This window comes from Kothea flammea, assembly GCF_052161645.1.
Lineage (GTDB): Bacteria > Planctomycetota > Planctomycetia > Pirellulales > Pirellulaceae > Laterigemmans.
The window spans coordinates 5,366,616-5,379,247 of the sequence record NZ_CP197414.1 but is presented as its reverse complement, the minus strand read 5'-3'; the positions used below and the strand labels follow the sequence as shown (position 1 = coordinate 5,379,247).

General features: G+C 58.4%; 11 protein-coding genes and 1 tRNA gene. 7 read left to right on the top strand and 5 right to left on the bottom strand.

The genetic code is table 11. The features are described 5' to 3' along the window. Positions 1–21: 21 nt before the first annotated feature. Positions 22–1,125 (top strand): type III polyketide synthase, encoded by a 1,104-nt coding sequence (locus SH139x_RS20060; RefSeq protein ID WP_488351544.1) that lies wholly within the window; start codon positions 22–24, stop codon positions 1,123–1,125. A gap of 109 nt (positions 1,126–1,234) precedes the next feature. Here SH139x_RS20060 and SH139x_RS20055 read toward each other — a convergent pair whose 3' ends face one another. The 4 genes from SH139x_RS20055 to SH139x_RS20040 all read right to left on the bottom strand — a co-directional run bounded on the left by SH139x_RS20055 (position 1,235) and on the right by SH139x_RS20040 (position 3,710). Continuing rightward, positions 1,235–1,762: a response regulator gene (locus tag SH139x_RS20055; protein WP_488351543.1), complete on the bottom strand. Its 528-nt coding sequence runs from the start codon at positions 1,760–1,762 to the stop codon at positions 1,235–1,237. A 300-nt stretch (positions 1,763–2,062) separates the two neighbouring features. Then, positions 2,063–2,272 carry a membrane protein insertion efficiency factor YidD gene (yidD, locus tag SH139x_RS20050; RefSeq protein ID WP_488351542.1) on the bottom strand — a complete coding sequence of 70 codons (210 nt, stop codon included), beginning with the start codon at positions 2,270–2,272 and terminating at the stop codon, positions 2,063–2,065. Between the two features lie 2 nt (positions 2,273–2,274). Next, on the bottom strand, positions 2,275–2,733 hold the full coding sequence (gene rnpA / locus SH139x_RS20045; protein WP_488351541.1) for a ribonuclease P protein component: 459 nt from the start codon (positions 2,731–2,733) through the stop codon (positions 2,275–2,277). Further along, complete coding sequence (locus SH139x_RS20040) at positions 2,730–3,710, bottom strand: DnaJ C-terminal domain-containing protein (protein WP_488351540.1); 981 nt, start codon at positions 3,708–3,710, stop codon at positions 2,730–2,732. The genes rnpA and SH139x_RS20040 overlap by 4 nt, the downstream gene beginning before the upstream one ends. Before the next feature lie 236 nt (positions 3,711–3,946). Between SH139x_RS20040 and fba the strand changes: the two genes are divergently transcribed. Both fba and SH139x_RS20030 read left to right on the top strand, forming a co-directional pair. Next, positions 3,947–4,969, top strand: a complete 1,023-nt coding sequence (fba, locus tag SH139x_RS20035) for a class II fructose-bisphosphate aldolase (RefSeq protein ID WP_488351539.1) — start codon at positions 3,947–3,949, stop codon at positions 4,967–4,969. A gap of 22 nt (positions 4,970–4,991) precedes the next feature. Continuing rightward, positions 4,992–6,581, top strand: a complete 1,590-nt coding sequence (locus tag SH139x_RS20030) for an AMP-binding protein (RefSeq protein ID WP_488351538.1) — start codon at positions 4,992–4,994, stop codon at positions 6,579–6,581. Positions 6,582–6,681: 100 nt separating this feature from the next. Here the strand turns inward: SH139x_RS20030 and SH139x_RS20025 are convergent, their stop codons facing one another. Then, positions 6,682–8,511, bottom strand: a complete 1,830-nt coding sequence (locus SH139x_RS20025) for a hypothetical protein (RefSeq protein WP_488351537.1) — start codon at positions 8,509–8,511, stop codon at positions 6,682–6,684. Positions 8,512–8,756: 245 nt separating this feature from the next. On the opposite strand from SH139x_RS20025, the gene SH139x_RS20020 reads away from it, so the two are divergent. The 4 genes from SH139x_RS20020 to SH139x_RS20005 all read left to right on the top strand — a co-directional run bounded on the left by SH139x_RS20020 (position 8,757) and on the right by SH139x_RS20005 (position 12,624). Further along, positions 8,757–9,428, top strand: coding sequence for a redox-sensing transcriptional repressor Rex (locus SH139x_RS20020; protein WP_488351536.1), 672 nt, complete (start codon positions 8,757–8,759; stop codon positions 9,426–9,428). Positions 9,429–9,546: 118 nt separating this feature from the next. Further along, positions 9,547–9,618: transfer RNA gene (locus SH139x_RS20015), tRNA-Gln, on the top strand. 345 nt (positions 9,619–9,963) lie between these two features. Then, complete coding sequence (locus SH139x_RS20010) at positions 9,964–12,159, top strand: GumC domain-containing protein (RefSeq protein ID WP_488351535.1); 2,196 nt, start codon at positions 9,964–9,966, stop codon at positions 12,157–12,159. Next, entirely contained in the window at positions 12,160–12,624 is a 465-nt protein-coding gene (locus SH139x_RS20005; RefSeq protein ID WP_488351534.1) for a gamma-glutamylcyclotransferase family protein, read from the top strand. Positions 12,625–12,632: the final 8 nt, after the last annotated feature.

The following is a 12,632-nucleotide window of genomic DNA, read 5'->3' as shown; positions in this document are numbered from 1 at the left end:
CAAACAACCCAATTTAATCCTTTGTCAAATGCAACGATTGTCGGTATCGGCACCGCCAGCCCGGCTTACTCCATTTCGCAAGCCAATTCGGTTTCGGTCGCCCGCCGCTTTGTGCATGACGCGGGTGAAGCTACCAATGTGCTGCCTGCCCTGTATCGAATGACGCGAGTGGCGCGGCGGGCCAGCGTCGTGCTCGACGGGCCTTCGGAGGAGGAACTGGAGATCCAGCAATCTTTCTATCTGCAAGCCAGCTCGGCCGCAGATCGCGGACCGACGACACAGCAGCGGATGGAGCGGTTTGCCGCCGCCGCCGGTGAACTGGCGGTGTCGAGCGCCGCCGCAGCTTTGCGGGATGCCGCGGTCCCCGCCGCGGAAGTGACGCACTTGGTTACCGTGACTTGCACTGGCTTTTACGCACCCGGGTTCGATATCGAATTGATCAGCGGCTTGGGATTGTCGGGGGACGTACAGCGGATTCAAGTCGGCTTCATGGGCTGCCACGCGATCATCAACGCGATGCGAGCTGCCACCGCAATCGCCGTCGCCGATCCGCAAGCTTGCGTGCTGGTCGTGGCTGTCGAGCTTTGCAGCCTGCACTATCAGTATGGTTGGGACCCCGATCGCGTCGTCGCCAATGCGCTCTTCGCCGACGGCAGCGGCGCGCTGGTGATTCGCAACCAACCGGCGACCGGCCAAGCACCGCAAATCCAAGCCACCGGGTCACGGTGGTTGCCCGACACGCAAGATGCAATGAGTTGGAAAATTGGTGATCACGGCTATGAGATGACCCTCGCCGCCACGGTTCCCGGTTGCATCGAGGCGAATTTGCCAGGCTACTTGGAACAATGGCTGGGCGAGCAAGGATTGACCATCCAGGACATTCAAGGTTGGGCGACTCACCCCGGTGGCCCGCGAGTGCTGACGGCGGTCGAGCAATCGCTGGAACTACCCACCGATAGCTTGGCGATTAGCCGCGGCGTCTTGTCCGAACATGGCAACATGTCGTCCGCCACGTTGGTGTTTATCCTCAAACAGATGCGTCAAACGCAAGTCCCGCTGCCCTGGCTGATGCTAGGTTTCGGCCCAGGGCTGGAAATCGAAGTCGCGCTGCTGACGACCTTTTGATGCCAGCCGATCCTGAATCGACTTCATCTAACCTTGCTCGAATTCACTCAGGTTTTGATCGATAGCGGGCAAGAAATGATAGATATCAGTCACCAGCTTCTGGACTCGTTTAACTGGCGACCCTGGTCAGCTTCTGTTTGACCGTCTTGGCCGTCCGAGGTTGTTTGCCGCTGGCGGTTGTCTTCAACTGGCCCTGTTCGCGCATCTTACGTTCCTTCAGTTCGAACAGAGTGTCTCGCCAAAAGTCAAGCTTGGCAAACGTATTCTCCACCGCCATCAACAGCGGGGTGGGATCCAGCAGTGGTTTGAACAGGCAGTATTCGGCACCCGCCGACATCGAATCGACGGCCGTCATCTGGGTGACCAAACCGGTCAGCATGATGACTTGGATGTTGCCACGATAGCTTTTGATTTGCCGCAACAACTCGATGCCCGGCAAATGGGGCATATCGACGTCGGAAATGACCAACTGGATTTGTTGCTCTTGCAGCACTTTGATGACTTGCTGTGGATCATCCACGCTGATCACTTCGTAGCCAGCGTTTTCTAACACGCTGCGAACTAGACGTAGCATGCTGTGGTCGTCATCAACATGCAAGATACGGCGACAACTCAAAGAGGTTTTAGTAGCGTTCATAAATGATGCCATGACACGATATGTAAGGATTTACCCGGCATTGCTGCAGGGCCCACTGTTGAATCCTACGCCCCCTTTTGAGGGTTTGCTGAGGGAATCATTGGATTTTGTCTGTGGAAAACCCTCGCTTGACGAAATGGTTCATGGCACAACCGCCACAATCGCTGTAGCACGCCCGGGGCGCGTTGCGGGCATTAACGCAGAACACCTGGGGGATGAAGGCGCAGCGGATCTGCACGTTTTTCCTCTAGCCGGTGAAAGCCCTTTTCTATTCTCCGGCTGCCGCAGGAGGGGACTCGCTTATGGCGGATCATACCCGCCCGGGTGCCAGGGATGACAGCGCAAGATTCTGCGAACAGCTTTCCAGCCGCCCACGATGATTCCATATTTGCCAATCGCTTCGATCGCGTACTGGCTGCAAGTGGGAGTGAACCGACAGGAGGGCCCCAGCAGCGGGCTGATCCCACGCTGGTAGAAGCGAATCAAGCCAATCGCCAAGCGGCCCAGCATTTTCAAGCTTCCTTGGCGGGGCGTTTGCCTTGCTGAACCCCGCCCCGCTGAACCCCGCCTTGCTGAACACCACTTGCTCGGTGGGCCAATTTCAGCAGCGAGCGGCTGATGCTCTGAAAGTCACAGGTACCGCCGCGTCGCGGGCGGACCACGAAATCGTAGCCCAGCGGCAGCAGTTGGCGTTGGCAACGATAGGCTTCTCGGATCAGCCGTTTCCAGCGGTTGCGGACCACTGCGTTGCCGGTTTTGGTGGGGATCGTCACCCCAAGGCGACCGGGGAAATTGCCTCGCCGGTCTGCTTGCGCAGCCGGTTTGGCGTTGACCACCAGCGTGGCATCCGCCGCATACCGGCCTTGTTTGAGAATTCGTGTGAACTCTTGGGAGCTGGCAATGCGGCTGGATTTCGGAAACGTGTTCCCGGGTGGGAGCAAGTTTGCTTGGTCGGTGCTGGAGGGTTTCAAAAGTTCAACTCGCTGCGGACCGGATTCGCATAGCGTTGTTCGATTGTGCGAATGGCTGCTTCATCTTCGGGCTCGAAATGTTCCGGCAGCTTGATCACCAAGTCGACCAGCAGATCGCCCGTGGAACCATCGCGGGAGGGTACGCCTTGGCCTTTGACTCTTAATCGGCGGCCACCGCTGCTGGCTGGCGGAATGGTCAGCGTAATTGTGCCGGAGGGAGTTGGCACATCGACTTTTGCCCCCAAGGCGGCCTCGGAAAGTGTGATTGGCAGACTCAGCTTGAGGTTTTGCCCAATTCGTTGGAACCACTCGTGCGGCAGGACTTTGAGCACGAGGATGAGATCGCCCGCTTCGTGCCCGGTGGGGGACGCCTGGCCTTTGCCCCGCAAGCGAATCTTGGCTCCATCGTGGACTCCCGGCGGGATTGTCACGCTAATCGTCTCATTGCCGCTGGGTCGTTGAATCACGAATTCATGTTTGCCCCCGGTCACGGCGGTCCGTAGTGGTAAGGACAGTTCGTGTTGCAAGTTCGCACCTTGGCGGGGTGCTGCTCGTCCTCCAGGTCCCGGCCCCCGGCCACCACCCGGCCCGCCACCGCGGGCTCCCATCAATTGTTCGAAGAAATCCGCAAAGCCACCCTCGAAGCCGCCTCCGCCGCCGCCGCGACCGCCCCGGCCGCCAAAGATCTGCTCCAGATCGACACCCTCGAAAGCCCCCCCGCCAGCGGCTTGAGGATTCCAACCGCTGCTGCGGATTTTCTCAAAATCAGCGCCGTAGCGATCGTAGCCAGCTCGTTTTTCGCTGTCGCTGAGGACGTCATAGGCCTCTTGAACTCGCTGGAAACGTTCCTTCGCCTTGTTGTCATCCGGATTCATATCGGGATGGAACTTGCGAGCCAGTTTGCGATAGGCCTTTTGAATGTCTTCCTGAGACGCTTGACGACCTACGCCCAGGACTTGGTAAAGATCTTCCGGCATGTTCGTTAGTTAAGACCTGCGACAGTGAATTGATAACGTTTGCTAGCCATGATGGCAGGTTTTAAGCGGTTCGCCCAGCCGATGCAAACAACGGACCAGGGGCGGTTGCGATGCTGGCAGGGATCAGGATAATGAAACGGGTCGGATGCTCAATCAGGCCGCACCCAGCTAATGCTGGATTGCATCAAGCCACATTGCATTCTCCGCATTCCTTTCAACTCCCAGAGATCACCACTATGCCGTTGGTACCGCTTCGCGTCGTTTTGGACCACGCCGCCGAAAATAATTACGGCGTGGCCGCGTTCAATGTGAATAACATGGAACAGATCCAGTCGATTATGGCGGCTGCCGATCGGACCGACTCGCCAGTCATCGTGCAAGCTTCGCGCGGCGCGCGCGCCTACTCGCAAGACGCCTTCTTGCGGCATCTGATGTTGGCCGCCACCGAACTTTATCCGCACATCCCAATTGTCATGCACCAAGACCATGGCAACAGCCCTGAGACTTGCCTCAGCGCCATCGAAAATGGTTTTACCAGCGTGATGATGGATGGCTCGCTCGAAGCCGACGGTAAAACACCTGCCGACTACGATTACAACGTGCGAGTCACGGCCGAAGTTGTTCGCTTGGCACACGCTCGCGGCGTGTCGGTCGAGGGCGAACTGGGTTGTCTCGGTTCGTTGGAAACCGGTGGTGGCGAACAGGAAGACGGCCACGGTGCCGAAGGGGAATTGACCCACGATCAATTGCTGACCGATCCCGAAGAGGCCGAACGGTTTGTCGCCGAGACGGGCGTCGATGCCTTAGCCGTGGCAATCGGCACCAGCCACGGAGCCTACAAGTTCACCAAAAAGCCGACCGGCGAAGTGCTGGCGATGGACCGCATCGAAGCGATTCACGCTCGCTTGCCCAACACCCACTTGGTAATGCACGGCAGCAGCAGCGTGCCCCAAGAGCTGCAAGACATCATCAACCAGTATGGCGGTCAGATGAAGCAGACTTACGGGGTGCCGGTCGAAGAAATTCAACGGGGTATTAAGTCGGGCGTGCGGAAGATCAACGTCGATACCGATTGCCGCATGGCGATCACCGGAGCGATTCGCAAAGTGCTGGCCGAAAGCCCCGAAAAATTCGATCCTCGCGATTACCTCAAACCGGCTCGCGCCGCCATGGAAGCGGTCTGCGTCGCGCGGATGGAATCGTTCGGCCAAGCGGGTAACGCCAGCAAGTTGCGGCAGTTGATTTCCGCAACGGCTTAACGCACCGCGGCGCAACGCTTTTGTGGACTCCCCGCAAACTCCCGCCGAATACTTGCTGAAACACGCCCAGCAATCGCCCTCAGCGGTTGCTTGGATCGAGCCCGGCGTGGGCACCGCAACTTGGTTGGAAATCGCCGTTGTCGCCGCTGAACTAGCTGAGCAGTTGGCGGCGACTGGGGTGCGACCTGGCGAACGCGTTGTGACGCAATTGCCCAACGGCTGGTCGGCAGTCGTAATGGCACTGGCGGTGCAACTTTGCGGGGCCACGGAATCGCCCCTCGATGATCGTCTGCCACCCTCCCGCGTGGCCACTGTCGTCGCGCGGTTAGAGACGCGGTTTGTCCTCTCCTCAGCCGAGCTTCACGCACAACATCTATCGCCGTTTGCTGGTTTGCAGATCGAGTCGGTCCTGCGCTCCGCTACCGGTGCGTCAGCGGTAACCAAGCTGGAGAGTTTGCTGCGTTCTGCTCAGCAGCTTGACGCGGTTACCGAGCTAGGTCGCCGCACAGCCGATCAGCCCGCACTGATACTCTGGACCAGCGGCACGACTGCGGAACCCAAGGGAGTGGTGCTGACTGCCACCGCGCTGGTGAAGAACGCGCTGGGCAAGCTGGCCGCGGCACCGCAAACGCCCCAGGATCGGCGGTTGAGTGTCTTGCCTTTCGCCCACGCCTACTCGCGAACCTGCGACTTGATGACTTGGTTGATCAGCGGCGGGCAATTAGCAGCAGGTAGCGGTTGGCAGGCGATTGAGCAACTGGGGCCGGCGGTGCGACCTACGCTGCTGAATTGTGTTCCTTACTTAATCGACAAGATTTTTGCCGCCTCGGAAGCCCACTCGGAAGCCGACCCGGAAAGCGAGACGCAACGGGACCGGCAATTAAAAGCTCAGCGAGTGGGCGATCAGCGGCGACTGCGGGCTTTGGGACTGGAGCAATTGCGGATGTTGGGCTGCGGCGGGGCGGCCTTGGAGACGCGTCGTTTTCAGCAGATTCGCCAGTTGGGGATTGCGCCGATTCAGGGCTATGGTTTGACCGAGGCGGGGCCAGTGATCTGCAGCGCCACGCCCGACGATTGCCGTCCCGGCGTGGTGGGAAGACCGCTACCTGAAACCGAAGTCCGCATTAATCGTGGCGGTGAGATCGAAGCGCGCGGGCCGGGCTTGATGCGGGAGTATTGGCGAGACCCCGAGGCGACGCGGCGACGGTTTACCGCCGATGGCTGGCTCCGCACTGGCGACGCGGGCCGCCTTGGCGCCGACGGGATGTTGCAAGTGCTCGGTCGCAGCGACGACGTGTTGGTGCTGAGCACTGGCAGGAAAGTCTTCCCGCTTACTTGGGAAGCCAAATTGCGGCGGACACCCGGCGTGCGGCATGTTGTGTTGGCCGCGCGGGGTAGCCGGATTGTGGCTGGCGTCGACCCCGGCGCTGATTGGTCGGAAGAGGTTTTTCGCCGCGCTTACGAGTCGTTGCGAAGCTGTGATGCGGAGTTGCCCCCGTTGGCCGCGATTCAGTTGGCCGGCATCGAATTAGCTGCTGGGCCATGGTCCTTTGCGGCGGGCCAATTGACCGTCAAGGGGACGGTGCGTCGGCACATGATTGCTAGTGGCTAGTGGCTAGTGGCAGACACGAAAAAAGGGGCCGGCATTCGATTCGAACACCGACCCCTTCTTGAAGCTCCGGACAGGACGTCAGCCGATCCAAAGGGCGTTGTTAGCAGCCGCAGCCACTGTCGCAGCCAACCGAGCAAGCGGTTGCACAGCCACAGCTATTTCCACCCAAGCCGCCGAAGATTTTCTTCAGCAAGCCACCGCTGCTGCGAGTGCTGGTAGCACATGGATCGCAGGCAGGAGTTGGGCAGCACACGGTTACGGGAACTTGCTTGCAGACAACCCGGGGAACGCATACGGTGACGGTGTAGGGCTCGCATACCTGACGGCACTTGGCAACCCGAATGGTCTTTTCGTAGCATTCTTTCCGGCAAGTCGTGTAGCACACGGTCTTGGTGCGGCACTCAGGAACCATTTTGCAAACGGTGTAGTTGCAAATCTTGGTGCGGCACTCAGGAACCATCTTGCAAGTGGTGTAGGTGCAAACCTTTTGACGTGGTTCGCAAACATACGTGCAGACGGTGTAGTTACAAGTCTTCGTGCGGCACTCAGGAACCATCTTGCAAACTGTGTAGTTGCAAACCTTTTGACGAGGCTCGCAAACATAGGTGCAGACGGTGTAGTTGCAAGTCTTGGTGCGGCACTCAGGAACCATTTTGCAAACTGTGTAGTTGCAGGTCTTAGTGCGGCACTCAGGAACCATTTTGCAAACAGTGTAGTTACACACCTTGGTGCGGCACTCGGGAACCTTACGGCAAACGGTGTAAGGTACTTCCTTGGTGCGGCATTCGGTGACGTAACGGACGCACTGAATTTCCTTGGTTTCGCAGGTCGGAACCCAAACCTTCTTGCAGATTTGCTTTGGCGGGCACTGCACGCACTCAACGCGGCAGCAACCGGGGACGTAAACATTTCGGCAAGTCGCTTCGTCGAAGACCCAAGTGCCTGGGTCACGCACCGTGCGACGCATGACAGGACCGGGAACTTCTTCGGTCACGGTTTCCCAATACCCACCGTTGACGGTAACCGTCTTGGTGTAAGGTTGCGGGACCGAAACCGTGTAGTTAACCGTGCGAACTTTTTGCTCCGTCACGGTGTTGTAGACGGTGTAGTTAATCGTGCGGCTGCGTTGCTCGTACACAGGCTTCATGACTGTGTAGTTGATCACGCGGCTGCGCGTTTCGTACACGGGCTTCATCACCGTGTAATTGGTGGTCTTGGTGCGAGTCTCGTACACAGGCTTTTTGACCGTGTAGTTGATCACGCGGCTCTTTTGCTCATATACGGGCTTCATAACCGTATAGTTGATCGTCTTGGTCCGTGTTTCGTACACGGGCTTCTTGACCGTGTAGTTGATGGTTTTCGAGTGTGTCTCGTAAACCGGCTTCATCACGGTGTAGCTGATCTCACGTTGGCGAGTCTCTTGCACGGGCTTCATCACCGTGTAAGAAACTTCCTTGGTGTGGGTTTCGGGGACCATACGGGTCGCCATCACCACTTGATCTTCGTAATATGTCTCGTTGCGTGTGCGGTAACGCGTTTCTTGTCGTTGCTCGTAAACCGTCTCGCGAACTGTTCGCATGACAGTGTTCGAACCGACAGCAACGTCACCGTCCGCGATGACTCCGCCTTCAACGACGGAACCCTCGACGGCGCTGCCGCCACTACAACCACAACCCGAGTAACTGATCGATCCGCAATAAGCGGCATCGACCGGACGAGCCGTTCCGCCGACCAACGCGGCCGCCAAAACGGGCAACAACCACAGCCTTTTCATTTCCCATTCTCCATAGTAACAACGCGAACTGTGCTGGACGCAGCTTCTGACCCGCCCTTGAGGGGCCGAGCCGATCGCACCCCCCGTCTCGCATCCACCCGCGTGCCGGCGGCCCATCTGCTCGCTCCTTTGCGGATACTGAACAAATGTGACCATTTGCGAATCTGACGATTACGCAAACATCGGTAACTAGGTAACTGAGACTTGGTGCAATGACTACATCGACTACAGAGCAAAGGTTGAACATAGAATTCAGGTTGCAAGCGCAAAATGGGCGGTTTGCGGGGTATATGTGTGTGTTGTTGTGCCGTCCGTAACGATTGTGCCGTTGGCAGCGGACCACAGCGGTTGAACCAACGCACCCCCATACCCCTCACATTGCTGTTGGAGCAACGCATCGCATGGACCCAATGTCACCCGACCAGCCGTCGCAATCACCCCGCAGCCCGATCCCGGCGGCCGCTGTGGCGCGGCTCAGCCTGTACTTACGTGAACTACGGCGTCTGCAAGGAGCCGGCAGCGAGGGGGTTAGCAGCTCGCAGCTGGGTGGCCGCCTGGGGGTTTCCTCCGCCGTCGTCCGCAGGGACTTGGCCACGCTCGGCCAGCTGGGGCGTCGCGGTATCGGTTACGAGATCGCCGGGCTGTCAAACCGGATTCGAGCCGCCCTGGGCGCCGATAAGGTCTGGAACGTGGCTCTCATCGGCACTGGTTCGCTGGGCACGGCTTTGCTGCGGTATCGTGGTTTTTCGGAACAGGGTTTTCGCTTGCAAGCGGCCTTTGACATTCGAGCTGATCGGATTGGTCAGTTGGTGGGGGGAGTGCCAGTGTTACCACTCAGCGAGTTAGAGCGTGAAATCAAGAGTCGCGAAATCACGTTAACGATTTTAGCGGTACCTGCCGATGCCGCGCAGGAGACGGCCGAGCGTTTAGCCAACGCGGGGGTCACGGGAGTGCTCAACTTTGCCCCCGTTACGCTCAACCTTCGCGGCGAGACCTGCGTCGCCAACGTGGATTTGGCCAGCGAGCTGCAGCAGTTAAGCTTTGCGGTCGTGCGCGGCTTGGCCGGCTCATAAATTCTCCCCAAGGAGGGCGGTTTGGCAAAGATTCTTGCCAACCTGAAAAAAATCCCCGAACCAGGCCTTAACGCCGAGCCACCTCATTGAGTAAACTAGAAAGCAGAGAGACAAGGATTGCCCGGTGGTGTAATTGGCAACACTACTGATTTTGGTTCAGTCATTCCAGGTTCGAGTCCTGGCCGGGTAACTTTTCCCTGTTCTGGGGAATTGTCAACATGAGGCGGAAACCATGCTACGGCTTGGCTTCCGCTTTTTTTTTGTCCGCTGCCCAATCGAAAGGCCAAAGCGGTGGCGACTGATGTCCGCTCGGTGAATGTGAGCGGTAAGTGTTTGGGGCCGCGAATCAGCATTGGTGCGTTGTTGCCCAGCATTGCATGCGATATGTTCGGCTGAAAGTCGTCATAATCGTTGCAGATGTTGCAGCAGGGTCGACGAGGGTGCCATGAAAGGATGGGTTTCTGGATGGCGCGCCGGCGGAACAAGCTATCTTTCCAAAGAACTTGATCCCGCGCACTCTCGATGTTTTGAATCAATGCCCCAATCAGCGCCCATTCCTTGGAAACACTTCTACCAAACCCTTCGTCGGTTCGCTCCGTTTTGGCTGGGCGTGACGCTGTTGTTTACGGGGCTGGGGATTGCCTACGCAATGTTTAGCAGCGATCAGTGGGAAGCTAGCCAACCGCTGTTGGTTCGCGACGAAGCCAACGGCTCGGTTGAGCGGCTGGGGAAATTCGCCAGCCAAACCGAATTGCTGGCCGCCCAAGAAACGCTGCTGGAAATGGCTCGCAACCCAGAAGTCGTCGAAGCGGCACTCAAACGTTTGCCGCCACCGGCCGATTTTCAAGAAGCGGTCTGGCCAACAGCCGACGTGATTGATGCCACGGCAAACGAAGCGGTCAATTTGCGGGCGCCGAAGACCAGCGAATTTGGCAAGACCGAGGTGGTTTACTTAACCGCCCGCGATGCATCGCCGGAACGAGCCAGCGAGCTGTGCGGCGCCCTGTTTGCAGCCCTCACCGATCATCTCCGCAACGTTCGCCGCTTGCGGGCCGACAGCATCGTCAACGAATTAAAGCAGGCCCGCAACTTGGCGAAAGACAACCTGGAGCAAGCCACCGGCCAGCTGAAAACACTCGAGCAGTCGTTGGGGATCGACTTGGGCGAGCTTCGCCTGCTTTCCGAATCGATGAATTCCGAATCCAACTCCAGCCGAGTGATTACCGAATTGCAACGCGACCTGCGGTTGGCCGAGCAGGAAAGAGACAAACTCCAATCGCTGCAAGCACTATTGATGCGCGCTTACGAGGATCCCACGCAATTGGTCGTTTCCGATGGGGAGTTGTTGACTACGCAGCCTACTCTGCAACGTTTAACCGCCGGCTTGATCGATGCCCAAATTGAAGCTTCCCGGTTAGCGGGCAGCCTCAAACAGGCGCATCCACGCATGGTCTCCGCGAGGTTAACCACGGAAACCATTCGCGAAGAGCTGCGTCGCGAGATCGTCAACGTGACGGAAACGATGAAGCCCTCGTTGCGGTTGGCCGCGGAGAAATGCGAGCGTTTGATTGCTCGTCAAACGGACTTGCAAGCAAAGCTCAACAAGCTGGCGACGATACGCGCTGATTATTCGCTGTTAGTGAAAGAGGTCGAGCATCGCACTGGTTTGCTCAGCGACGCTGAAACCGCGTTGGCGGAGGCCGAGGCCAGCCTATCGGCGGCCATGACAGTCAATTTGTTGTCCGAATTGGGGCCGGTGCGAGCGGGTGAAAATCCTGTCGGCATCGGCGGCACCATGGTCACCGCGGGAGCCACCATGGCGGGCTTGATGCTGGGGCTGGGGGGCGTCTTCTTGGTCGCTCCGACTCCCGGCGGTGGTAACCGACGCTGGAGCGATCGCTTGACCGGTCGCCGAGCGACAGACTCGCCAGAATCGGCCTCCAGCCAACCGCCAGTCATGCCTCCCTTCCCTGATCGCAGAGCAGCGGCCCGCGTCCCAGCAGCAAACATAACTACAACGCTGCAGCCCGTTAACAACGAGCCAACTGCCAGTCAGCCAAATGCAACTCAGCCAACTGCCAGCCAGCCAACTGCAACTCAGCCAACTGCGATTCAGCCAACCGCAACCCAACCAACTGCGACGCAGCCAACTGCGACTCAACCAACTGCAACCCAACCAACTGCGACGCAGCCAACTGCGACGCAGCCAACTGCGACGCAGCCAACTGCAACGCAGCCAACTGCGACTCAGCCAACTGCAAACACAGAGACGATTGCCGAAACGGCGGTGCTGCAGAGCCCACGTGCTTTCCAACAGGCCGCGCGAGGAACGGTTACCGCCGCCAACGTCGCTACTGCTAATTCCGCAGCCGCCGCACCCAGGCGTGCTGCGACTGAAAATTCGCGCTCGACTGAAACACTCAGCCCGATAGCGGTCGGCACCAACTTGGCAAGCCCCAACTCGGCGACACCAAAGTCACATCCTACGAGCAAAGCCGAGCCGCCGCGGTCTTCGTCACACCCTGCCGGAGGTGACGCGAAAGCAAAACCAAGCGGCAATTCAAGCACTCACGCTAAGAGCAATTGCAACAATTATGATGCTGCCATCGAAGATTCGTTAGGACGGACTGAGATGATTGAAAATTTGATGAAGGCCAGCATCAATCTGGACCATCCTTTGCCGTTTGAGGACGTTCAACCCGAGCCGCTGGGCGGCAGCCCGGAGCGTTAGATGGTGACTCATTTTTTTGTCTACGGGACACTCCAGCTGGGCCAATCACGGGGGCAACAATGGCCGCGACCGGCGTTGCGAACGGCCCCCGGATTTTTGCGAGGTCAGCTGTTTGATTTGGGGCCCTACCCGGCTTTCGTTGAAGGCCCTGGAGTTGTCTGCGGGCAATTGTGGGAATTGGCGGTGCCGGATGTTCCTTTGACCCTGCAAGTGCTCGACGCCATCGAGGGTTACCGGGGTGCCGGACAAGCGAATCTTTACCAGCGGGTGATCGCCGAGGTGCACGCCAGCGATGAGCTAGCCGACCGGCACCCGAAGCTCGCTTATTGTTATCGCATGGACCGTGAAGTGTTGCCCCGCAACGCAACCGAAATCGATTCGCCAGCCCGCTGGCCAGCGGCCAATCAAACTGCCAACTCGCTGAACTTGTTGCCAGATCCCTTCCCAGATGATTTGCCCGGCTGAGCGACTGT